17 protein-coding genes are annotated in these 25,369 nt (G+C 44.3%); 10 read left to right on the top strand and 7 right to left on the bottom strand.

Annotated elements, in window-relative coordinates; translation table 11 throughout:
* Positions 1-6 precede the first annotated feature (6 nt).
* The 6 genes from C6H00_RS09065 to acnB form a co-directional block, all read right to left on the bottom strand.
* Positions 7-1,320, bottom strand: coding sequence for a methyl-accepting chemotaxis protein (locus tag C6H00_RS09065; RefSeq protein WP_233704399.1), 1,314 nt, complete (start codon positions 1,318-1,320; stop codon positions 7-9).
* Between the two features lie 182 nt (positions 1,321-1,502).
* On the bottom strand, positions 1,503-2,330 hold the full coding sequence (locus C6H00_RS03925) for a cysteine ABC transporter substrate-binding protein (protein WP_407645526.1): 828 nt from the start codon (positions 2,328-2,330) through the stop codon (positions 1,503-1,505).
* Between the two features lie 58 nt (positions 2,331-2,388).
* Complete coding sequence (locus tag C6H00_RS03920) at positions 2,389-3,132, bottom strand: amino acid ABC transporter ATP-binding protein (RefSeq protein WP_104749694.1); 744 nt, start codon at positions 3,130-3,132, stop codon at positions 2,389-2,391.
* Positions 3,133-3,807: an amino acid ABC transporter permease gene (locus C6H00_RS03915; RefSeq protein ID WP_104749693.1), complete on the bottom strand. Its 675-nt coding sequence runs from the start codon at positions 3,805-3,807 to the stop codon at positions 3,133-3,135.
* A complete protein-coding gene (locus C6H00_RS03910) occupies positions 3,801-4,457 on the bottom strand; it encodes an amino acid ABC transporter permease (RefSeq protein WP_104749692.1) in 657 nt (218 codons plus the stop codon). The genes C6H00_RS03915 and C6H00_RS03910 overlap by 7 nt, the downstream gene beginning before the upstream one ends.
* 68 nt (positions 4,458-4,525) lie before the next feature.
* The gene (gene acnB / locus C6H00_RS03905; protein ID WP_104749691.1) at positions 4,526-7,084 is read right to left on the bottom strand and encodes a bifunctional aconitate hydratase 2/2-methylisocitrate dehydratase; all 2,559 of its coding nucleotides are present in this window, start codon (positions 7,082-7,084) and stop codon (positions 4,526-4,528) included.
* A gap of 92 nt (positions 7,085-7,176) precedes the next feature.
* Here acnB and C6H00_RS03900 point away from each other — a divergent pair, with 92 nt between their 5' ends.
* Genes C6H00_RS03900 through C6H00_RS03890 form a run of 3 tightly spaced genes read left to right on the top strand, consistent with a single transcriptional unit; the run spans position 7,177 to position 9,792 of the window.
* Complete coding sequence (locus C6H00_RS03900) at positions 7,177-7,926, top strand: hypothetical protein (protein ID WP_104749690.1); 750 nt, start codon at positions 7,177-7,179, stop codon at positions 7,924-7,926.
* A gap of 9 nt (positions 7,927-7,935) precedes the next feature.
* Positions 7,936-9,045 (top strand): hypothetical protein, encoded by a 1,110-nt coding sequence (locus tag C6H00_RS03895; protein ID WP_104749689.1) that lies wholly within the window; start codon positions 7,936-7,938, stop codon positions 9,043-9,045.
* A gap of 48 nt (positions 9,046-9,093) precedes the next feature.
* A complete protein-coding gene (locus C6H00_RS03890) occupies positions 9,094-9,792 on the top strand; it encodes an MqnA/MqnD/SBP family protein (RefSeq protein ID WP_104749688.1) in 699 nt (232 codons plus the stop codon).
* Here C6H00_RS03890 and C6H00_RS03885 read toward each other — a convergent pair.
* Positions 9,773-10,546: a sulfite exporter TauE/SafE family protein gene (locus tag C6H00_RS03885; protein ID WP_104749687.1), complete on the bottom strand. Its 774-nt coding sequence runs from the start codon at positions 10,544-10,546 to the stop codon at positions 9,773-9,775. The genes C6H00_RS03890 and C6H00_RS03885 overlap by 20 nt on opposite strands.
* A 137-nt stretch (positions 10,547-10,683) precedes the next feature.
* Between C6H00_RS03885 and C6H00_RS03880 the strand changes: the two genes are divergently transcribed.
* The 7 genes from C6H00_RS03880 to C6H00_RS03850 form a co-directional block, all read left to right on the top strand.
* Positions 10,684-19,245: a vacuolating cytotoxin domain-containing protein gene (locus C6H00_RS03880; protein WP_158655724.1), complete on the top strand. Its 8,562-nt coding sequence runs from the start codon at positions 10,684-10,686 to the stop codon at positions 19,243-19,245.
* Between the two features lie 99 nt (positions 19,246-19,344).
* Positions 19,345-20,136, top strand: coding sequence for an NAD(+)/NADH kinase (locus C6H00_RS03875; RefSeq protein WP_104749685.1), 792 nt, complete (start codon positions 19,345-19,347; stop codon positions 20,134-20,136).
* Positions 20,137-20,170: 34 nt separating this feature from the next.
* Complete coding sequence (locus C6H00_RS03870; protein WP_104749684.1) at positions 20,171-21,667, top strand: DNA repair protein RecN; 1,497 nt, start codon at positions 20,171-20,173, stop codon at positions 21,665-21,667.
* Positions 21,654-22,988 carry an NFACT family protein gene (locus C6H00_RS03865; protein ID WP_104749683.1) on the top strand — a complete coding sequence of 445 codons (1,335 nt, stop codon included), beginning with the start codon at positions 21,654-21,656 and terminating at the stop codon, positions 22,986-22,988. Before C6H00_RS03870 ends, C6H00_RS03865 begins: the two co-directional genes overlap by 14 nt.
* A 226-nt stretch (positions 22,989-23,214) precedes the next feature.
* Positions 23,215-24,450, top strand: a complete 1,236-nt coding sequence (purD, locus tag C6H00_RS03860) for a phosphoribosylamine--glycine ligase (RefSeq protein WP_104749682.1) — start codon at positions 23,215-23,217, stop codon at positions 24,448-24,450.
* Positions 24,450-24,902, top strand: a complete 453-nt coding sequence (locus tag C6H00_RS03855; RefSeq protein ID WP_104749681.1) for an RDD family protein — start codon at positions 24,450-24,452, stop codon at positions 24,900-24,902. Before purD ends, C6H00_RS03855 begins: the two co-directional genes overlap by 1 nt.
* A partial coding sequence (locus C6H00_RS03850; protein WP_199769161.1) for an LPS-assembly protein LptD occupies positions 24,903-25,369 on the top strand: 467 nt, incomplete at its 3' end.

Below are 25,369 nucleotides of genomic sequence, written 5' to 3'. Positions count from 1 at the left end.
TCTCCTTTACTTTTTGCCACAGAGATTAGCACATTCCATGCGCTGGGCTACTTTGTCGCTTGCTTCTTTAATTTTATCCATCAAAGCCTTACTTTGTTGAGATAACTCCACGGTTTTATCAGAGGCTTCCATTCCAGCTGTGATATGTCCTACCACTTGGGAAGTGATCTCGCGGATCGAACCGATGATCGCCCCAATTTCAGCAACTGATTTGCCCGTGCGCTCGGCTAGTTTTCTAACTTCATCAGCCACCACCGCAAAACCTCGCCCGTGTTCGCCCGCCCGCGCCGCTTCAATGGCAGCATTGAGAGCTAGTAAATTGGTTTGATCGGCGATGTCTTTGATAGTTTGGGTTATAGAGGAGATAGACTCAGATTGTGAATTTAATGTGTCTACTAAATCTGTACTGCTCTTCATAGTGTCGGCTACACTTTGAATATTGGTCACGGTTTTTTCTACCATAGCACTCCCATCGCTGGTAAGTTGCTGACTTTCTTTGATAAGTTCCAAAGTCATGGCAAGTTTATTTTTTGTATCATCCTCTTTACTGGTAACATCGTGAGCGATTTTAATAATTTTATAGACCTTGCCTTGATCGTCAAAAACGGGGTTATAAGTAGCTTCTAAGTACACCTTTTTTCCACTTTTTGTGATACGCTCAAATGTGCCTCCAATAAATTGTCCGCCACGCAACTTGTCATGATTGGCCGTGTATGCAGGGGTTTTAACATAGACAGGATCACAAAATATTGCATGGTACTTACCTTTAATTTCATTGAGAGTATAGCCCATGAGTTTTAAGAAATTTTCATTTGCATTCAGTACATGAAGCTGAACATCAAATTCGATCACAGCCATTGAGCGATTGACGGCATTATAAACTGCTTTTAGGTCATTGTATTCTAAGACGCGCGGAGTAACATCTGCAGCGAATTTTAAGATTTTATAGAGTTTGCCTTGAGCATTCACAACAGGCGTATAGCTTGCCTCCAAAAAGACAATTTTACCTCCCTTAGCCACGCGTTTAAAAGTGCCACACATGGATTGTCCAGACTTTAAGGTATCCCAATGTTGGTGATATTCTGTATTGTTTGTATATTCAGGTTCGCAAAACAAGGCGTGGGATTTTCCTTGAATTTCATCTAGCGTATATCCCATAAGATTTAAGAAATTTTCATTCGCGCTGATCACCTTGCGATCTAGGTCAAATTCCACCATAGCAGCAGATTTATCAATAGCTTTATAAACTGCCTTCAACTCGTGGCATTCTTCGGCAATATTTTGCATATGCGTATTATTCTTTTTTTTCATGAAAAACAAGCGAATCTCCTTAGTAATAACTGAACTGGTTAGAGCGCATGGGCTCTAAGGGGGGGTCGGCACTAACCTATTTCCGACTTCCGATCCTCATAATCGGTTGATATTGCTACTAATTTTAACAAGATAATATTTATCAAGACATGCAGAGAAACGCCCCCAAAGACTGGGGGGGGGGGGAAGGTTTACTCAAAAATCACCGCCTTAGGATCGATCTCATCTCCATAAACGGGTTTGAGCGTAGCATCATAAGCTTTTTTAATAAACCCACTCTTGGTGAGATTGTCGATCTCATTATTAAGCCAATCTAACAGAGCTTTATTCCCTTTTTTGACCGCTGGGGCGATCACATCTTGATCCCCCAAACTAGGAATGCCCACTTTAAATTCCGGATTGTTTTTTACCCATGCAAAGAGCAAGGTGTTATCATGGGCTAGGGCAGGCGCGCGGTTGTTTTTCAGAGCTAAAAAAGTCTCGGTATTTTGGTCGTATTTAAGCAAGGAAATTTGAGGATAATGTTTAGAAAAGTAAATGTCTGCGGTCGTGCCCTTATTCACAATCAAGGGTTTATCCTTGAGATCCTCAATACTCTTAATCTCTCCATCTTTAGAGACCACCCCTAAAGCCACTTTCATGTAAGGGTGTGCAAAATCCACCACCGCTTCGCGCTCTTTAGTCTTAGTGAAATTCGCCATGATGACATCCACTTTATTGGACTTGAGAAACTCCACGCGCGCAGCCGCTTCCACAGGAACGAATTGAATCTTCTTTTCATCTCCTAAGAGGTCTTTAGCCATGCGTTTAGCAATATAAACATCAAAGCCTTGATACTGCCCTTTGCTGTCTACAAAGCCAAAGGGAGGCTTATCGCTAAACACACCCACTTTAAGTATTCCGCGCTCTTTGACCATAGCCAAGCCACCCTTAGCCCGATCTTTGTGATCCCCACAGCCAGCTAAACCTAAGCCCAAAACAGCTAAAAAAGTAGCTAATATCTTCGTCCATGTTCGCACAAACGCTCCTCAAACAAAAACCAAACTTTTTTTAAACTGAATTTTTAACATAATAAATTCAACAATTCCCTAAAAAATGGAAAATCTCTAGGAATTTTTGGGCGCGCTCAGATTGAGGGTTTTCAAAAAAACCCTGCGGACTATTCTCCTCCACCACTATGCCCTGATCAAAAAACACAATGCGGTGCGCCACTTTTCTAGCAAACTTCATCTCATGGGTTACAATGACCATGCTCATCCCCTCGCTGGCTAACTCCAAGATCACCTCTAAGACTTCTTTAACCATTTCTGGATCAAGACTAGCCGTAACCTCATCAAAAAGCATCACTTCAGGTTGCATACACAGTGCGCGCACAATGGCGACTCGCTGTTTTTGTCCCCCGCTGAGTTCTTTGGGGTAGGCGTTTTTTTTATGCTCTAGCCCTACGCGTTTTAAAAGCGCGATCGCGCGCGCCTCTACTTCTTCCTTTGGTTTTTTTTGCACTTTGAGGGGGGCGAGTGAAATATTTTGTAAAACGCTCAAATGGGGAAAGAGTTCGTAATTTTGAAACACCATACCGATCTTTTGACGGATAACATTCCAATCAATCTTAGGCGCGCTGATCTCTTGAGCATTAAAAATAATCTTGCCTCCCTGTATAGGCTCTAGTCCGTTCAAACACCTTAAAAAAGTGCTCTTCCCACATCCACTAGGCCCTAAGATCACCACCGCCTCCCCCTTGTGCAAACTAAAATCAACGCCCTTTAGCACAGCATGATCGCCATAGCGTTTTTCTAATTGGATGGTTTGCAAGATTGCCATTTAGCCTCGATTGTGTTGGTATTTTTTCTCTAAATATTGACTTAGATATGCAAGGGGATAACAGAGCACAAAATAAAGCACAAAAATCAGGCCATAAACATAAAAGCTGGCATCTGGGATTTTTAAAATATTGACCTCAATGAGCTGCTGCCCCACCTTGAGCAATTCTACCGCGCCAATGAGGGACATTAAGGAAGTGGTCTTAATAATACGGCTAAAGAGATTGATACTAGCGGGTAAAAGAGCCAAAAAGGCTTGGGGGAAGATGATATAGTTAATCACCTGAGAGCCATTGAGTCCTAGAGCGCGCGCGCTTTGGATTTGGTGTGCGCTGGTGGAAGTGAGTGCCCCGCGTGTTAGGTCCATCATTTCAGCTACTCCCCACAAACTAAAGACAATCACGCTTGCGCTTAACGCGCTCACATGCCAATCAAGCAGAGTCGCGCTCCCAAAAAAGACTAAAAAAAGCCATGCAAGCAGGGGGATAATGCGTACACTCTCCAAATAAACACGGCAAAACACTTTGAGCCATCGCCCCCCAAAAGCCATCCCCACACCCAAGATCACCCCACCTAACAAAGAGATCACAATAGAAATCAAAGAGGTATATAGTGTAACCCATAACCCCCCTACCAAGCGCGCCAAATTGTCCGCAGAAAACAACGCCTCTAGCATGTTTTGCTCTTATAATAGCGTTCTAGCCACACAAACAGCGCGCTTAAAGGCAAGAGCACCCCCAAGTATACCAAAATCAAGAGCACAAGGGCTTCATTAGTTTTATAATAGATGCCCATCAAATCTTTGGCGACAAACATCACATCCACTAGGGCGATCGCGCTCACAACTGAGCTCTCTTTGAGCAAAAAGATCACATTGGCTCCCAAAGAGGGCAAAGAGATCGCCAAGCTCTGGGGGAATAGGACATATCTTAAGACCTGCAGGCGACTTAAACCCAAGCTTAACGCCGATTCTAACTGGATTTTAGGCAGGGCTTTAAGCCCTAGTAAAAAACTCTGAGTCATATATCCTCCGCCTAAAAAACTTAGCCCGATCACCGCGCACGCCCCCGCGCTCAAAGAAAAACCGATCTGATTGATTCCATAGTATAAAAAGAAAAGCTGGATGAGTAAAGGCGTGTTGCGCGCTAATTGCACATAAAAGGCGATAGGCTTGCTATAAAAGCCCTCAAAATAGAGCCCTAGTGCGCACACAAAACCCACGCCCAAAGCCCCCACAATGCCCGCAAAGGAGATATATAAGGTGAGCCAAAGCCCCCGCCCAAAAGCAGGGAGGGCATGGCGCATAAATTCCCAGTCTAAATCCAAACCGCAACCTTTCCACCCCCTCAAAAGCCCCTATCTTAGAACAATAAGCTAAGGTTGCGCTTAAAAACTTAGAGTGCCATTTTTTCCATCAAGTGGAAATTCATGTAACGATAAATTTCCTCTTTGCGCGCCTCTAACTTGGAAGCCACCAAATCTAAATACTCTTGAGGCGTGGGGATTTTGCCCAAGAGCGCACACACCGCACCCAACTCCGCACTGCCCAAATACACCTGCGCCCCCTTGCCCATGCGGTTATCAAAATTACGCGTAGAAGTGGAGAACACCACCGCATTATCGCGCACCCGTGCTTGGTTACCCATACACAAGCTACAGCCGGGCACCTCTGTGCGCGCCCCAGCTGCCCCAAAAATAGCAAAATACCCCTCTTTGATGAGTTGCTGTTCGTCCATTTTAGTGGGGGGCACAATCCAAAGGCGAATAGGCGATGCCCCCGCTCCCTTGACAATCTCCCCAAAGGCTCTAAAATGCCCAATATTGGTCATACAACTACCAATAAAGACCTCATCGATTTTTTGGGGGCGTTTGGGGTTGTTTAGTACCTCGCTTAAGGTCGCCACATCATCTGGGTCATTAGGGCATGCTAAAATGGGCTCTTTGATCTCATTGAGATCGATCTCAATCACAGCGGCATACTCCGCGTCCGGATCGGGTTCTAATAACACGGGGTTATCAATCCACTCTTGCATTTTTTGCGCCCGCCTTTTCAAGGTTTCCTTATGCTCATACCCGCTTTCTATCATCTGCTCAATGAGCTTAATATTGGAACTCAAATACTCAATAATGGGCTCTTTATTCAAGCGCACGGTGCAAGCTGCCGCGCTCCTTTCTGCACTCGCATCGCTAAACTCAAAGGCCTGCTCAATCTTAATATTGCCCAAGCCCTCGATCTCTAAAATGCGCCCATTAAAGATATTTTTCTTGCCTTTTTTCTCCACGGTGAGCAAACCTTGTTTAATAGCATAATAAGGGATTGCGTTCACCAGATCGCGCAGAGTAACCCCGGGTTGCATCTCTCCTTTAAAGCGCACCAAGACCGATTCGGGCATGTTTAAGGGCATCGTGCCCGTAACCGCAGCAAAGGCCACTAAACCACTCCCAGCGGGGAAACTAATCCCAATAGGAAAACGCGTATGGCTATCCCCGCCCGTGCCTAAAGTGTCGGGTAAGCCCATGCGATTAAGCCATGAGTGGATGATTCCATCTTTGGGTTTGAGCGCGACTCCTCCACGGCTAGTAAAAAACTGGGGCAAGGTGGCTTGTAAACTCACATCGGAGGGTTTGGGGTAGGCGGCGGTGTGGCAAAAAGATTGCAGCACAAAATCGGCTTCAAAACTCAAGCTAGCGAGTTCCTTAACCTCATCGCGTGTCATCGCTCCGGTGGTGTCTTGGCTTCCTACAGTGGTGGTAATGGGCTCGCAGTAAGTGCCCGGGCGCACACCCTCCAGCCCACATGCACGCCCCACCATTTTTTGGGCTAAAGTGTAGCCTTTTTGGCTTTGGGCGGGTTGTTTGGGTTTGGCAAAGACTTCTGAGGGCTCTAGCCCTAAGAATTTGCGCGCCTTATTGGTCAATCCACGCCCAATAATTAAGGCAATGCGTCCGCCTGCGCGGTATTCATCCGCTAGAGTGGTGGGCTCTAAGTTGAAGGTGCTCACCACTTGACCCCCTTTATGGATTTCGCCCTTATAGGGGTAGACTTCAATCATGTCCCCCTCGTGTAAATCTTTCACATCGGCTACAAGGGGCAACGCCCCGCTATCCTCACATGTCGCAAAGAAAATGGGGGCAATGACCCCTCCAATCACCACGCTCCCAGTGCGCTTATTGGGCACATAGGGAATGTCCGTGCCAAAATGCCACATGATGGAGTTAGTCGCGCTCTTGCGCGAACTCCCCGTACCCACCACATCGCCCACATACACCACAGGCACGCCCTTAGATTTGATGTTTTTTAGGCGTTCTTGGTAATTTTCCACGCGGTTTTTGAGCATGGCATTAGCGTGTAAAGGGATGTCGCTACGCGTAAAAGCATCGCTAGCCGGGCTCAAGTCGTCTGTATTGGTCTCCCCATCAATTTTAAGCACGCATAGCTCTAGCTTTTCAGGCAGAGCGGGCTTATTAGTAAACCATTCGGCATTTGCCCAAGATTCTAGAACTTCCTTAGCTAAGGGGTTGGTTTTGCTTAAGTTAGCGATACTCTCAAAGGCGTTATAAACTAAAAGAGTGGATTTTAAGGCTTGACAAGCGGCTTTGGCGGTTTGCTGATCGCCACTTTGCAACGCTTCAATGAGGGGAGCGACATTATAGCCCCCTAACATCGTGCCCAAATACTCCACCGCTTCTAAGGGGCTAAAATGCGCACATGTAAGCTTTTTAAGCGCGAGTTTGCCTAGAAACTCCGCCTTGACCTGTGCGCCCTCATCCACGCCCGGACTCACTCTGTGGATGAGTAATTCCTTAACAAAGGCGCATTCCGCGTTATCTTTAGAGTGCAAGAGAATTTCTACCACACTCTCTACTTGTTTAGCACTCAAGGGCAAAGGGGGGATGTTTTCTTGCGCGCGTTCTTGCTGGGTGGCTTTATATTCTTGGATAAAAGTTTGCATATAACTCCTTAATAAAATAGGTGTTAATCGTAGTATATAATAATTTGAAATACTTGCGGATGGTCATAGTCATCTGATTAAAGGATACTTTGATGCTTAGCTTGGCTAAAATAACCACTGCAACTTGCCTAGCTTGCCAAATTCTTATGGCTGATCCCTCAGATTTCAACGCCCAATTCAAAATCTTAAAACAAGTACGCTTACACGCTCCACTCCCCTTTCAAGTCCTCTTGGTGCAAAACAACCAAGCACAAATCCAACAGATCTTGCTTGTCGATAATAAAAGCTCTTTGAGGGTGTTGTTGGGTAGGGATTTTATTTTACCAGATAAAAAAGAGAGCGCGCAGTTGCGATCTTTATATAAACAAGTTGTCAAACACAATTTTTTTATCGTGCACCACAAAGATTTTCAAGCCTTGATCAAGGCTTTGCCCTCAGAAAATACGATTTTCTTAGAATCTCTTTCCAAGCACCCTTCTAAGGAATTTTACTTTTTTGCTAGGGGACAACAGGATTTAAACCTCACCTCTATTGCCAAGCTAGAAAAATTACTCAAAGAGGCAAGGGTGTATGTGGTGTTGTTGGGCGCACTTCCTAATGAGGATGATACAAGCGATTCCTATGATGCGGCTGGCTATCTCAAGGGTTTGCAAGCAATCTCTAGCACACCAGAAAAAATCGCGCTTTTAAAACAATGGAGCGATCAAGACATGTCCGCTAACACAGACCCCTTAAAAGAGCCCTTTTTGGATCGTATTCAAGAGAATTTGAATTTGGCGTCCAAATTTGACATATTAAAGGGCATTGAGCCGTATTTGCCCCTACTTTACCAAATCCACTAAAGGAGTTCCATGCGTCTTACCTTGTTATGCATATGCGCTTTTGTTCTCTTAAGAGGGGTAGACTTGAGCGATGCAAGCCTCTTAGAGACCACCCGTTTAGACAGCGCGTTTAATGTGCGCATTTTAAAAGAGGGAGAAAAAATTTATGCCGTTGTCGCCAATCAAGACAACACCCAAGTTTATCTAGCTAAGGATTTTTTAAAGCGCGCCACACCCAAACAAAAAGTTTTTATCCAAGCACGCGTGCAAGAAGCGCGCGCTCTAGCTGCCACGCCCCCTAAAATCAAAGACCTTTTCAGGCAAAGAGTCAATGAAGAAGAGGAAGAGGTGAGTTATCTATTTCCCGCCCTCTTGTCTCTAAAGCTCCTACCCGGAACCTCTTTTCAAATTGCCATTATCAAGGATTATAATCAAGCACATAAGGATGAATTTTATGGGGAACAAACCTCCACCTACAGCGCGTGGCTTTTAGATCAAAACTTGAGTTTTGCTATCCGTCTAGAGCATGCCTTTGGACCTAAACAAGTCCTTAAAGAGATGACAAAAAGTATCCAATGGGTAAAAGAAGCCAATGAACGCTATTACACCCATGACTTCAACACCCTCTTTGATCGTATCCCCAAGTCCAGCATCATCACTTTGCGCTCTGAAAACCCCCGTGCCAAACAACTCTACATCCTTTTAGCAGCCGGAAATGGCGAGAATCTTAGCGAAATGCGCGCCTACAAGCGTAGCCTAGAGATCGTGAAGAATTTGCCCCAAATGCTCAAAAACGCAACCCTCCACCTAGTGCCCACAGAGAGCAAATGGGCTTACGATAATTATTACATAGAGCCTCTGATTCAAAAAGCCCATTGTCTCAAGGACAACCGCGCAAGAATCGCGTGGATTCAAGCGGTTTACAACGCCTTGGATCGTAGCGATGGCTACGGGGGTTGTGGGGACGAGGATACTTATCTTGGAGACAAGATTTGTACCATTGCATCCAATTGTCCCGCTTTAAAAGATTATGGAGAACAGCAAGAATGGCTAGAGATCTTTTTTGGGCAGGGGGCTTGTGGGGATGGCGTGGTGGACTGGCACCCTATGCCCATAGTTTATGAATATAAAGAGGATTAAGATTTTTAGCGTGGGTTTTTGGAGTAAAATGGGATAAAAAGGTTTAGCATGCGTTTTGGCAAGATCGATTATTTGAATTTGCTCCCCTTTGATGTGTTTATCAAAGCCTATCCCCTGTGCTTGCCCGGATTTAAAACCTTTTTACACCTCAAAAAAACCTACCCAGCTAAGCTCAATCAAGATTTTCTATTTAGGCGTATTGATGCAGGGTTTATCTCTTCTATTGCAAGTTTACGCGCCCCGCACGCCCTAGATTGTGGAATCATCGCTTCTAAGCAGGTGCGCAGTGTGCTAGCCATTAAAGAGCCCCCTAAAACTGATAGCGAGTCAGCCAGCTCTAACGCTCTTTGCGCGCTTTTAGGGATTGAAGGCAAAGTTTTGATTGGAGATAAAGCCCTGCGTTTTTATTACAACAATCCGCCTAGCTCCTTTATTGATTTGGCTACGCGTTGGCATGAAAAAACTCACCTGCCATTTGTCTTTGGGCGACTCTGTGTGGGGCGTTATGCTAGTCTATATGCCCCCCTAGCGCGCGCCTTTGTACGCAAAAGGGTTAAAATCCCTCATTATCTCTTACAAAAGCGTGCGGTGCAGAGCGGACTTACCCGCGCGCAGATTCTTGAGTATTTAAGAGACATTCACTATCAAATCGGAGTTAAAGAAAAACGATCTTTAGCTCAGTTTGCACGCGGTCTGCGTTTTAAAAGACTGCCACTTCCCCAGCGTTTTAAAACCATTTGTAAATAGACACTGCAATTGCAATTGCATAAATTACTAAAAGAGCACGCCGATGCCAAATGGCAGGCACTAAGGGCATAAGACGCACTCCTATGACTACACCCATAACACTCCCCACACCTACCATCAAACCCCATTGCAGGGCGTGTAAATCCAATAAACCATGCCCAGCTAAAGAGAGCACTCCACTTGCAGAAGAAAAAATCACAAAAAAAAGCCCTAGGGGTACACTTTGTTTAGGAGGGATTTTCAGATAGTAAGCCAATAAGGGCACCATCAACACGCCCCCTCCAATGCCTAAGCTAATGGCAAAAATCCCTGTGAGCGCGCCAATAACTACTAAAATGAGCTTGTTTTTAGTGTCCAAGTTAAGGTCTTGATAGCTATCCACAGCAGAGCGTTTACTTTTAAAAGCAAAGCGCAAAAAAGAGTAAAGAGTCACTAAAATAAAAATCCCTAAGAGGAATTTATGCGAAAAAGTGCGCAAAATCAGCCCGCTAAAACTCGCCCCCACCATTCCCCCAAGCCCCACAAAAATCCCCGTGCGCACATCTAAAAACCCTTTTTTGAAATTAGTCCAACTCCCCACCACAGAAGAAAAGACCATTTGTAAAATGGAAATACCCACCGCACTATCATAAGAATGCCCTAAAACCAGCATCACAGGCACAATCACCATCCCCCCCCCAATCCCAAAAAATCCGGAAAGCAAACCCGTTCCCACCCCTAATAGAGCAAATAGACCCAATTCCATAATTCCCATCCCAATCCTTTAAGCCAAAATTGCATTTTAACATGTTAGTCGCGCACGCCCGTATTAAACACAATCATGTTAGAATGTTAACTATGAGAAGTATGGTAAAATTTAGTAGGGGTCGAATCGTTTTCAAGATTAGGCATGTGTTAGTTGGGCGCGCCACGACTAAAGAACGGCTCAAGAGGTTGGGTCTATTGACTCACAAAAAACCTCTAAAAAAACGCGCTCAAAAGAATAAATCTCTAGGGGTGGGTTCTGTTTTTTCTAAAGGGTTTTGGGTTTTGGGGGTTGTGGCGGTTAGTTTCAACCCCTTAAGAGCCTACTATGATGGGTGGTTACGCGATTCCAATTTAGATGACCAGTCCCATATTGGTGGGTATGTCAATCGGCATAGTGTTACTTGGCGTGGGCTTGCGTGGTATCATGGGAATGACTTCTACCACAACACACAACAGGGATATTATTGTGCCAACTATTGGTGCAACACCGATAACCCCGTAACCCTGCACAATAATAACAATCTGAAACAATTTTATCTCTCTCGATTTAATTGGCAAGGTGGGGGGAATTTTAACCTTGATTTGGGCAACGCTGATTTAAATTTAGGCTACACCCCGGGAAATAATGGGGTTGGAGGGAATGAATTTGGATCTTACTATCACAACAACTATTTTAACGACACTTTTAAGGCTGGCAACATTACCATTAGCCAAGACCTCACCACAAACTATAATAACCTCAACCTCCAAGCCACGGAGAGTATCACCACTCAGGGCTATAATGGTAGCCATGTAACCATTAGCGCAAGCAATGATTCTCAGGGCATGAATCTCGATGCTCAAAGCGAGAGTTTTAATAACACCACCTTTACTGGCAACGCCCCTTTTCACTTTAAGAGTGATAATATCACCTTTGAAAATGTTACCTTTAGTAATAGTGCTAATAGTACCATTGCAGATAATGGCACTCTTACCTTGAAAAATACCATTACCCTACAGCAAAACTCACCTCTAAATAATCTTGATAGCACGATTAAACTTGAAGGCACCATTTTCAATATCACCAAAGACTTAAGCTCAGTGGGTAGTTACCAGCTTTTGAGCACTTCTAAGACTATCGACTATGACAGCAAGTATCTCCATAACTTATGGCAACTCATCCACTACCGAGGTCAAAGCGGGACATTGACAGGCATAAACCCAACCGGTTTGGGCACTTACCATGTGGTGTTTAATGAAAGTGGCGTGGAATACATCTTTGGGGAAACTTTTAGCAATAAAGATATTTCTATCTCTATCACAAAGAGCATGGACATTTGGAAAAATGTCTACGATATGAACGATTCACAAACATGGCGACCCAATGTGGGCACAAATGGAATCGCCTACATCGATCCAGCCCATAACCACAACGATCCGGGGTATAACGCCTCCAACAACTCCCTATCGGCTAATGCTCACTACCAATGGTGGCCCTCTAAGTCTTTCACAAGCTCTAGCACCATTGTTGAAGGCACAAACGCGACTTTAGTCATTGGGAATAACACCCCCACGGCCGCTAGTATGCCCAGCACACAAGAGGAGATCAATAAACGCCCCACCATTTACATCGATCCGGACGAAGCTAGCACCTATCACTCCAATACTAGCCTCACCGCGGATAATGTTTTTATGACCAATAACTTAGTGATTGGACCTGCAAGTGTAGGGGCTTTTAATTTACATGGCACCGGAAATATTGGCATTAAAGCCAATAACACCATGACTATGGACGGCCTACAATTCACCGCCTATTATGGGGAGGTTTCAGCTGGGATATATAGTTACTCCACCGACTGGTTCACAGCCCAACAAAAGCTTAATATCCAAAACTCCCACTTCAATACCACCGGTGGGACGATGTATTTTAACTCCCAAGACACCACGATTAACAACGCACAATTTACTGGCAATGGGACCAATTTTGCCTTCAATGTCCATGACAATAACAATAGCTACACTTCTAATAACAACACCATTAACATCAACAATACGACTTTTAATGATCCTTGGGATGGTTCGGGCAGTGCGGGCACGATCTCCCTAGAGGGTGCAAATATCACCTTAAACAACACCACTTTTGAGGGGAACAATAACCAAGTGCGCATTTTGGGCGCAGGCAGTAATAACAACACGACCGCTGCCGTGCAAAATCTCACCACAGACAATACCACCTTTGATCAAAGCAAGCAAATCAATATCACCGCACAAAATGCCACTTTTAACAACACCACCTTTGACACCACGGGCTATGACTCTAACTCTTCCAACCAATTTAAAATCATAAACGCCACTTTTAACAACGACACCTTTAATGGCTATTCTCAATACAGCTTTCCGGGCTTGCAAAAGACTACTTTTGAGGGCACTACTACCATTAGCACCACCAATCAGGGCACACCCGCTAGCCCCTTTGCAAAGCTTGGAGGACAGATCACATTGGGCAGTAAGGCCTTATTTGATGTGATGCGTTTGGCATACAAAGCAAGTTACACCCTTTTATCAGGCAACACCATCAACTGGAATGGCGATACCTATGCCGATGCGGGTAAAAGTTTGTGGAACTTGATCCAATTTAAAGGCCAAGCCGGGAAACTTTTAGAGGAACAAAATGGGAGCTACATTGTGGGCTTTGATTTTGGGGGGACCACTGTTAAAATAGCAGAAACCCTGAATGATAAAACATTTAGCCTCCAACTCTTGACCAATATCCAAGACATTTGGCCCGATGTGTATTGTATGCAAAGAAGCGGAATCGTGTGGGACTACTGCTATAAAAACCCACCCCAACATACTTTTGATGGCAAAGATGGGGGGATTTTTTACATCGATCCCAATCTCAAATACCAATCCGAACCCTACAATAACCCCAATGGGAATTTTTTAAACACTTGGACGGGGGTGGGCAATGGGGGCACTTTCACCGTAACAGGCACGGGAACTTTAATCATTGGCAACAACGCCACGCAAGCTGCCACAGGGGGGACGATTCAATTTGGGAAAATAGGTTATCTAGGCTACATCACCGATGTATTTAATGCCTATAATATTTTTATGACCAATACCATTAATGTGGGCACGAGCTCCTTGAGTGGGGGGGGGGCTAGTATGACTTTTCAGGCAAGCAATAACCTTACCACTGATGGCCTCACTTATCACGACTACATTACCGCTTTCCCCGGTCTTAATAAGCTACTCATCCCAGAGTTGATTCAAAAATCCCAAGCGTATTTTCAAGCAAAGACATTAAACATCAATAACTCCTCTTTTCAGCAAAATATAGCAGGAACTCTCTCTTTTACCGGGAACCAGAGTATCAGTTTTGAGCAAAGCACCATACAAGGAAGTGCTACACAGGTTACTATCTACTCGCCCCAAACCTCTCTTACAAACTCCGCTTTTTTCTTAGGAAATGGGAGCACGCTAGATTTTAACCAAGCGTCCGGCGGAACTGGCTATCTCAAAGACATCAGCGTGCAAATGAATGACAGCACGCTCAACCTCAACCAACAAAGCCGTCTTTGGTTCCATGGCAAAACTACTCTTGATAACACGGTTTCTTTTCTCAACTTAGGTTCTAGTGCGGATTTTTACGGACCTACTACGCTTTCAGGGACAACTATCCTCAATCTGGATCACAATAGCACGATCGCATTTTGGCAAGGAGCTACCCTTTCAGGCAATGCCAATCTCAATCTAATCAATGGTGCTAAAGCCACCTTCATAGGTAACACGACCTTTAGCAACGATTCGGGTATCACTTTGACCAAGGGGACTAGCGCTACCTTTAACACCACTTCTCTCCCAACTGAAGAAGAAAAAAAAATCCCCAACGTGCCCACGCCTACTAACCCCAGCACGACTTTTAGCGATCAGTCTTTTTTAAATGTATCCGGCGATTACACACCTCCAAATCCACAACAACAAAACCAGCAAAATAAAACCCAACCCAACTACCAAGCACAATTTCAAAACCTGAATTTTAACCAAGATGCCACCCTCACCCTCAATAGTGCCGCGATTGAAAGTAAGGCGACCTCTTTTAGCCAAAATGTCGGCGTGAACATGGCTAATAGTCTTTTGAATGCGGGCACTCTTAGCTTAAATGGGGGGAATTTTCTCTTACAAAACTCTAAGGTGCAGGCAACTAGCGGGGTAGCAAGCGGGAGCACCAATTTAAATTTGCAGGGCAATAGCCAATTTACTTTTAATAATGCCTTTAATCTCAACGGAGTATTGAAATTTAGCGGGCTTTTGGGGAGTGGTAACACCCAACCCCTCATCAAAGTGGACGACACCTTTAGTTTGGGCGCTCAAGGCGGGTTGCTCAATCTTGCTAATATCGATCTCTCCGCACCCCTCTCAGCCAATAACGCGAGCACCATCTATGACATTTTACAGGCTAAAGACATCGAGGGGATCAGTGGGGCAGATGGGTATCAAAAGATTGATTTTTATGGCATCAAGATTGATGATGCCACCTACAGCACTTCTAGCACCAATGGGACTCAGACTCAAAGCTGGAGCTTTACAAACCCCCTTGATGGCGCGCAAACCATCACAGAAGAGATCAAAGATGGCAAACTCACCATCAAAATTTCTAAAAACTCTAACCCTGTAGCTACCTCTTATTACAACATCGCCCCCGAGCTCTATTTTTACAAACAATCCAAACAAAACACCACAGGGGCGGATTTTAACTACAGCGATAATCGCGCCGGGACTTTCTTTTTAGATGGCAATTTAAAAGGGGCGTTCACGCCTAAAGGCACAGATGGTAAAGTAGCTACTCCTATTGTCCCGGGCACTTATAGTGCTAATGGGCAACCTCTTCAAGGGCTTTATATCTCTAATAGCATTTTGGGTAAAGACACTTTTAACAATCTCTATAACATCGCCTCAAGCCTTGTGCCTCAGTTGGAGAATTTGCTCAAGAGTGGAATCCTCAATGATTTAAACGATCCCAATAAGGCCTTGCAGGCTTTGTTGGGTGCTAATATTAGCCTTACTCCCGATCAAAAAACCCAACTCTTAGACCTCATCGACGGGCTTTCTAGCAATATCAACCAAACTTTTAGCAATGGAACTTTGGTCGTGGGGAGTCCGCAGGCAGGTCAAACTGGAAGTAGTAGCGTGGTGTGGTTTGGGGGCAATGGGTATAGCCAACCTTGTGCTATTGGCGATTCTGGATGCCAAGCTCTCAGAAGCACCAATATAGGACAACTTTTTGGCTCCACGGCTACAGCGATGGGCTATATTCAAACCCAATTTAATGCTAAAGATATTTACATCACTGGGACTGTAGGGAGTGGGAATGCGTGGGGCATGGGGGGGAGTGCCGATGTTACCTTTAATAGTTCGACCAATTTAACCCTCAATGATGCCAAAATCCAAGCACAGGCTACGGATGGGATTTTTAATCTCTTGGGGCAGGGGGGGGTTGAAAAACTCTTGGGGCAGAAAGGTCTCCCGCAGATGCTAGGCAATTATATTTACAGCGTAGCTTCCGGCTCTCAAATCTTCCCCGATTTGATTCCCAATGGGATCACCAATTCTCTCCCCGCGCCCTTAGTGAAAGATTTGGGCGATAAGCTTAAAAATCTCAAATTGAGCGATTTTTTGAGCGCTCAAGACATGGGCGCGCTTTTGCAAATGCCGGGCATGGAGAATGTGATCAAAGATATTTTGAGCACTAAAACCGTGAGCTCTGTATTAGGGAGTGGTGGGCTGGTTTATAGTCTGAGCCAAGAGGAGCAGAATAGAATTTTTGGCGAGATTAATAAAATGTTGCCACTAGGAGGGTCTCAGACTGTTGCAAGCTTAGCTAATGGTTTTTTTGGCAATGACACTTTGCTTAATCTCATTGGATCCCTATCGCCCATTTCCCATATGAATGTCAATGGCATGCTCAATTTTCCTAACACCCCCCAAGGGCAGGCTGCGCTCAATAATTTCTTAAAAAACAACACCTTTGGGCAGGTTTTTGAGGGGCTTTTAACTAATTCTGATTTGCTCAATAAAACCGTGGAGTGGTTAGGTCCACAAATTCTTAGCGAGATGATCAGTGTTGCGCTTCAAGATGCTCTCAACCCTTCTAAAGAGATGGTGAGTGCGGCAGAAAATATTGGAGAGAAGATCATCAGCCAAATCTTTGGGGCTCAGGCAATGGACACGCTCAAAAACCTCCAACAAGATCAGGATGTGCAAAAGGTGGTCCGAGCCCTCATCGCGGGCAAAGGACTAGGGGGAATTTGGGCAAATGGTTTGGGGAGCATTCTGCCCCAATCTTTACAAGAAAAGTTGCAAAGTTTGGGGGTGGGATCGCTCTTAGCTCCTAAGGCATTGAGCAATTTTTGGGAGAAGGGGTATTTTAACTTTTTGGCTAATGGGGATGTGTTGGTGTCCAATAGCAGTTTTAGCAACGCGACAGGCGGGGCTTTAAACTTTGTAGCCGGCAAGCAGATTGTCTTTATGGGACAAAATAGCATTGATTTTACCAACTCTCAGGGCACGCTTAACTTTTTCTCTAATGACACCTCTAATATCAATCTCACTACGCTAAATGCTAGCGATGGTTTGAATATCAACGCGCAATTTAATAATCTCTTTGTGCAAAAGGGGACGATTGCTACCACAAACCCCTATGAAAGTTTGGTAGTGAATGCGCAAAATTTCTACATGGGAGGCACAATCGATGCCTCAAAAGGGGGGAGCATCGATCTCTCAAGAGTAACTCAAAATACCCAAGTTGGCACGATTCAATTAGGCACTAACGCGTCTTTAAAAGCCAATAATCTCGGCATTATCACAACACTTAGTAACGCCTCTAGTAGTGCTCTGAGTGTGGCGCAAAATTTTAACCTCTATAATGGAGCGACTCTGAGCACGGGGGTGGGGGGAATTAATGTAGGCGGGAATTTGAACAGCTATGGCACGATGACTTTTAATAGCAATGCCCAAAGTGTCAATAACCCCTTTATCAGTGTAGCAGGGGTTGCCACACTCAATCCTAACAGCGCGAACGCTTTCATTCTTAACACCACCGCCCCAACCCCACAAGCCACACCAACCCCACAGACCCAAACAAGCACACTTGCACAGGTAGCCACTTCTAATGCCTCCACTCAGAGAGTTTACACTCTTATAGATGCCAATAAATGGATTCGCTATGGATTGGTTAATCAAGCTTTCAACCCCAATAGTTGGCAAGACTATCTCACACTTTATACCTACCTTGACATCGATGGGCAAAAACTCCAGCTCAACGCGCAAGGGAATGGCTTAACCTACAATGGTCAGGCGGTGCAGATTGGCAAAGATGGTCTGCTTGTCAGCTACAAAAACCAAGACGGACAGATAGTCAGCGCGTCCATCGCTTATAATAAAATGCAAGTAGGGGTGAATCAAGCTCTCAACATCTCCGTGCCCAATGTCCAAAACTATATCCAACAAATTCAAGGGCAAAGCAGTGTAGATGCCATCTACCAAGCCGGGGGAGCGCGGGTGATGAATTGGCTACAACAGCTCTTAATCAACACCAAAAACTCCCCCCTCTTTGCACCCTATTATTTAGAAGATCATTCCATCAAAGAGTTAGTACAGGTGGCTAAAGACATCGCCAATAGCATCGATCTGATCGCCTCTCCCAATCTTAAGGCAAATTCTACAGATATTTTACAGATCAACACCTACACCCAACAGATGAGTCGTTTGACAAAACTCTCTAGTCCTCTGCCTGACACCCCTAGTTTTGCAGACATGCTAGAAAGTCTGAGAGGCAAAAAATTTGCTAGTGCTGTGCCCAATGCGATGGATGTGATCCTCAAATACTCCCAACGCGATGTGCTCAAAAATAACCTATGGATGCAGGGTGTGGGTGGGGCTAGTTTTGTAGCTGGAGGTACAGGGACACTCTATGGAATCAATGTAGGTTACGATCGTTTTGTAAAAGGGGTGATTGTGGGGGGCTATATGGCTTATGGGTATAGCAATTTTCGGGGCAATATCGCTAACTCTGGCTCTAATAATGTCAATGTGGGGGTTTATAGCCGCGTGTTTGTTAAGCGGAGTGAGATCACCTTGAGTGCTAATGAGACTTGGGGGTATAATAAAACCTATATCCAAGCATCTAACCCCATTTTAACTATTGTCAATCAACGCTACAACTATAGCACTTGGACTACGAATGTTGGTGCTAACTACGGCTATGATTTCTTCTTTAAAAATAAACATGTGGTGCTCAAACCCCAAGTTGCTTTGCGTTATTACTACATTGGTCTTTCAGGTTTGCGGGGTGTAATGGATAACCCCCTTTATGGCCAATTTAAAGCTAACGCCAATCCGGCCAACAAATCCGTCTTCACCCTCAATCTTGCCTTAGAAAGTCGGCATTACTTTGGGAAAAATTCCTACTACTTTGTTCTGGCTGATATTGGACGCGACCTTTTTGTGCGCTCAGGAGGTGATAAGTTAGTGCGTTTCATTGGAGATGACACCTTGAGTTACCGCAAGGGCGGACTCTATAACACTTTTGCGGGTCTAACAACTGGAGGCGAAGTGCGCTTATGGCGTTCTTTTTACATTAATGCCGGAATCGGTGCGCGTTTTGGAATTAATTACCAGGACATCAACATTACGGGCAATGTGGGCATGCGCTATGCTTTTTAAGAAAGCTCTTAGAAGAAACTAGATAAGGTCGTGTCCCCTCCTTTTAGCTCCAAGGGGTTTTCTCTTGGGGTTTTTGATTTTAAAAGATAAGTTTTATAAATGAGTAACCCTCCTGTGTCTTTTGTGCATATCATCCTCAGACCTCTAGTGCCCCCAGAGTGTATATGCAATCTTGAACAAGCTTTGCAAGTTGCTCAGATCGCCTATGATTTTAACCCTAAGTCTGAAGGAATTGTACTCTGCTTGGGTGGAGATGGCACACTTTTAGGGGCTCTGCGGAGCGGGGCAACATGCTTTGGAGTACATGTGGGGCATTTGGGATTTTTGAGCGCGATAAATTTGGAAAATTTAGGGAACTTTTTAGAGGAATTAAAAAGAGGGCACTACAAAATTGAAAAACACATGATGTTAGAAGCTTACTTTGAAGATGGGGAGGATAAAAGTACGCCCTTTGCATGTGTGAATGACATGGTAGTGAGCCGTAAAGATGTCTATGGCATTTTAGAATTAGAATTATTTGTAGATGGCAAATTGGCTAATATTTATCAAGTGGATGGACTCATCTTTGCAACTCCGTTAGGATCGAGTGCTTATAATATCAGTGTGGGGGGTTCAGTGGTGCACCCTCTTTGTGAAAATATCCTCATCACACCCATAGCCCCCCATTCCCTCACACAAAGACCTTTAATTTTAGGCGCGCATATGCGCTTGGGAGTACGGCCTAAAAAATCCTGCATGGTAGTGGTAGATGGGCAAAAGCACTACTTCATGCACCCCTACCAAAAGCTCATCCTCAAACGCGCTTCTCAACAGGCGATCTTGCTTCAGCCCCTTGATCGAGATTATTTTAAAGTCTTGCGCGAAAAATTTTCTTGGGGCGGGCGCAATTAGTCGGCTTTAAACTTCTGTGTAGTAGCATAAAAATATGATAGAGATTTTAGAGGTACGCGATGCTTTAGTTTTTGAAACCCTGTCTTTGCGTTTCCATCCTTGTTTGAATGTGATTAGCGGGGTGAGTGGAAGTGGGAAAAGCGTTTTATTGGCGTGTATCTTGGGGAGTGTTGGGCGCGCACCTGTGCACGCTAAAACCCTAGAAGTTTCTTGGAAAGTGCCTATAAATCATACAATCACCGCCTCTAAAGAGAAACAAACGCGTTATGCTTGCGATGGTGCGCCCATTTCTAAAAAACTTCTTGCTACGCGCTTTAATCCGCATATCTTACACATTTCCAGCCACAAGCACACCTATGAACTTCAATCATTTTTTCTCTTAGAGATTTTAGATAGTTATTTGGATCAAAATTTACGCCTTGAATTTCAAGAAGCGTATCAAGGCTATTTGGAGGCGTGCGATCGCTTAACACGACTCCAACAAGAAAATCAGGACATTGAAACGCGTAAAGAGATGGTTTATTTTGAGCTTTCTAAATTACGCGCACTCAACTTAGAAGAAGGGGCGTATGCGCGTTTAGAAACCCTCAAAGCCCAGCACCGCAACAAGGAAGAAAGAGGGGAGCGTATCCAAGAAGGATTACAAGCCTTAGAGAACATAAGTATTATTCATAGAGCTTTGACTTCTAGCTCTGCTTCAGTGGAGTTTGTCCAACAGCTCATGCAAAATCTTGAAGATGCCCGTCAAATTTTGCTAGATGAAGTGTTTAAACTTGAGGAATTAGAAAATATTGATATGGAAGCTTTGCTAGATGAAATGGCAAAACTTGGGAGCGTTTTGCGTAAATATGGAAGCGAAGCGCAAGCGCGCGCCCAAAAAGAGAAACTAGAAAAAGATTATCAACACTACTGCAATCACGATGACGCGCTTCAAACAGCCCAAAATACAATGACGCGCTTAGAAAATACTTGTATGCAATTAGGTTTACAAATTAGACAAGCCCGCCATGAACATCTGCCCGCCATGCAAGCTATGCTAGAGGAATACAGCGTAAAACTCTTGCTTAAAAACCCCATGCTACGCTTAGAAGCAACAAATTTAAGCGCGCACGGGCTAGATAATCTCCAGCTGTCTTTGAATAATAGCGTGTCTGCTACATTGAGTGCGGGGGAATTTAATCGTCTGCGTCTAGCGATTTTAGCTATCAAAGCCAAGCGTTGCCAACAAGATACATCTATGCAAACGATTTTAGTGGATGAATTAGACACCAATTTAAGCGGGCAAGAGAGCGCGTGTGTGGCTAATATTCTCAAAGAATTAAGCGCTCTGTATCAAGTGATCGCTATCTCTCATGCCCCTCATCTTCCCAGCCTAGCCGATGCACATTTTTTAGTCTACAAAGATGGAGAGAACACTCGGGCTAAATTACTCAATAAACAAGAGCAGATTTTGGAAATTGCGCGCATGGTGGATTCTAATTTGGGGCAGGAAGCTCTAGCGTATGCAAGGATGAAACTTGAGTGCTCTTAGCTATAATCTTTTATATAATACCGCCCAACTCTTAAGACAACAACCCAAGATCACCATCCGCCACCACCAAAATATTTTTTCTTTAGACACCCCAAAATATCTTTTTAAGGCTTGCTTGCAAAAGGGGCAAAGCTATATTTTTGTGGATTCTTCCAAAGAGCGCAATTATCCTAAAACCCCTCTCAATCTTGCTTTAGAGAAATATGCCTCTAACGCCACCATTTTGGACGCATTTTTGGAAAATGAGGATCGTATCCTCAAAATCGCCCTAGAATGCGCGCACAGCTATAAAAAAATCCAAGCTTTTTTACAGCTTGAATTTACCGGTAAACACAGCAACGCTATTTTACTGGACTCTCAAGGACGGGTTTTAGAAGCCTTGCATTTTCTAACCTTAGAGCAGAGTTATCGCCCCGTACTCAAACACAAAACCCTAGCTCCTCTCAAGAAAACTTCCTTTATGCGCCCTCCTTTAGAGCAAATGGACACCTCTGCCCTCTTACACACTTTGGAGGATATCCACACCAAATACAGCTTGCAAAAGCTTGAGCAAGCAAAAACACAACTCCGCCAAACATGGCGCAAGAAACAGGATAATTTAGAAACTATTCTAGCTGGGTTGCCCAGTGCTACACAACTTGAACAAAACGCCCTAGAACAGCGACAACACGCTAATTTACTCCTCATTCATTTACACACCCTCAAAAGTAGCGATCTCTACGCGCCACAGATTTTTTTAGAAGATCAGTGTATCGTGTTGCCACCGCGTTCTCGATCCTTTAGCGACGCGGCAAATAAACTTTTCAAAATGGCTAAAAAGAGTGCTCAAAAAGCTGTCCATATTGCTTTGCAAGCAGAAAATCTCACCTCCAAGATCGCCTTTTTAAAAGCCAAACTCCATTTTTTACAAGAGGCTAAGTTAGAAGATTTGGAGCTAGTGAAACCTAAAATTACCCGCCATATGGCCAAAAATATGCGTTTAGAGACTTTTGAAATTGAGGGGGTGCGCGTGGTGATTGGGCGCAACCAACAGGAAAATCGCGATCTGCTTAAAATGGCGCGTACGCGCGATATTTGGGCGCATGTTTATAATATGCCCGGTTCTCACATGGTGATTTTTTCCCACCCTTTCAACCCCTCAGAAACCCTTTTAAGTAAGGCTTGCACTTTACTAGCTAAATTGACTTGCCCAAATCCTAGTAGGCAATCCCTTAAGGTACGCGTGGATTATACGCAAAGAAAAAATGTCAAATTTGCGCCCAAAACCCCCGGAGCCCATGTTTTTTATACCCACTTTAATACAATCACTATCGCAATCTAAGTTACATTAAAGTATAATGCCATGCCAAATTTAGCCTGGATGATTCGCGTTTCTACTTTTGGTAAGTTCGTTTATTATTATCTTTGGAGGCTGGTGTAGTGGCTTTTGTGTGCTTGGTATTTCCTTTTTAAAGGATCTGCCACCTAAGAAAGCCCTCATGGCTTATTCGTAGCTTCATTGAACTACGCAACATAGTAACGATCATCTGGGTGAATGTAAGGTTTAGATGAAGAAGAGAATTTTAATCATGGGGAGTGGGGCACGCGAGTATGCGCTGGGACGCAAATTTAGGGAGGATACGCGTGTGGGCGATATTTATTTTTGCCCGGGCAATGGGGGGACTCAAAGTCTTGGAGTGAATATTAGCTATTCTGATCACCAACAGCTGGTCGCATTCGCCTTAGAAAAAAAGATCGATCTAATTGTGGTAGGGGCTACACAACCTCTAGTGGAAGGTTTGAGCGATCTTTGCCAGAGTGCAGGGCTTAAAGTTTTTGGACCTAGCCAGCAAGCTAGCTTGCTAGAAAGCTCCAAGAGCTTTGCTAAGGAAATGGCCAAGCTCCATCATGTGCCACTCCCTCCCTTTACAATCCTCACAAGCCCTAACTTAGATCAACTTCAAGGATTGCGCTACCCCTTGGTGTTTAAGGCTGATGGTTTGTGTACCGACGGGGTGGTGGTTGTACAAGATGAAGACGCAAGTATGGCAGCTTTGGATCATCTCTTTAATGGACAGGGGCAAAAAAAAGTAGTGGCCGAAAGCTATTTAGAAGGTGTAGAGCTTTCCATTTTTGCCCTTGCACACCATGATAGTTATCTTTTGTTACCTCCTTGTCAGACATATAAACAGCTTGCCGGAGGAGGGCCTACCACAGAGGGGATGGGGGCTTTTGTGCCCGCAGATATATGCGATGTGATTTTGCAACAAAAAATCGCAACTAGAATTATTGAGCCTATCTTAAGGGCGATGCAAGTTGCAAACAAGCCTTTTGTAGGAGTTTTGTATGCTGGTGTTATGGCTATTCAAGAGGAAGGAACTTTAGAACCCTATTTGCTCGAATATAATGTGCATTTTGGAGATCCAGAGTGTTGCGTGTTGCTTCCTTTGCTCAAGACTCCTTTATTGGATCTTTGTCAAGCGACTTTAGAGGGCAATTTGCAGGAATTGCAACTAGAGTTGCACTCCCAACACTGCTTAGGCGTGGTGCTTGCTTCTAAGGATTACCCTTATCAAATGTCAGAAGGTCAGAGCGTCTATATCGATCCAATGGATGAAAAAAATGGGCATTTGGATTTGGGTGAGATTGTTCAAGAAAATGGAGTCTTTTCAGTTTCTGGAGGGCGTGTGGGTGTGTGCGTGGGAATGGGTAAGACGCTTTTGGAAGCTAGAGGGCATGCTTACAATTTGGTGCGCAAGGTGCAATTTGAAGGCATGCAGTTCCGCGAGGATATCGGCTTTTGATGTCCGATTATTACAAACTTGAAGAAACAATTTATAAAGAACGACTTGTGCTTGCCCCTTGGTGGTGTCGTGTGGGGGCTTATGGGGTGGACATGCTCTTGGTGGGGTTGGTAGCTTGGGATTTTAACACGCATTGGTTAGACGCTCTACATTTGGGTTTTTTGCTCAATACTCATGTTTTTTTGCGCTACATTCTGCTGTATGCTTTTCTGCATTTGTGTTATGAGGGGGTTTTTATGGGTTTTTTTTGGGCAAGTGTGGGGAAATTGGTTTTTCATTTACGGGTTGTGAGTTTAAAAAGTTTAGATAGACCCACCTTTTCAGAGAGATTAAAGCGTTATGCCCTCAAAGAGCTTGCCCTATTGTGTCCTTTTTTTTATCTTTCCAGAGATAAATTTCAGCGCACTTTCCATGATAGAGGGGCTAAGACTTTGATTATCATGACCAAATGAATGCTTTGGCGCTTTGTTCTTTTATGTTGGATTTTGTGGACAAGTGTGGAAGCAAAGCAACAAGTTGCTGTGCAAAAATTTGACAAGAAAAATCATAAAATTTTTGAGCTTTTGGCCGACCATGTGGAAGCTAAAAATCGCATTGTTACAGCCACTGGACATGCGATCCTGCTCAACTACGATGTATATATCATGGCTGATGAAGTTTCCTATAACACAGAGACAAAAGAGGCCACTCTTAATGGAAATGTCAAGATTTACAGAGGTGAGGGGCTTTTAGTGCGTGCCGAGCACATCAAGATCAAACTCAATGAGCGTTATGAGCTCATTTTTCCCTTTTATGTACAAGATAGTGTGAGTGGGATATGGATTAGTGCAGATATTGCCCATGCCAATCAAAATACCTATCACATTAAAAACCTCACAGCTTCAGGCTGTAGTGTAGAAAACCCTATTTGGCATGTCAA

Origin of the sequence: Helicobacter cynogastricus (genome assembly GCF_900197855.1) — a bacterium.
GTDB lineage: Bacteria > Campylobacterota > Campylobacteria > Campylobacterales > Helicobacteraceae > Helicobacter > Helicobacter cynogastricus.
The sequence above is the reverse complement of the archived record's forward strand: the minus strand, read 5'-3'. Positions and strand labels throughout refer to the sequence as shown.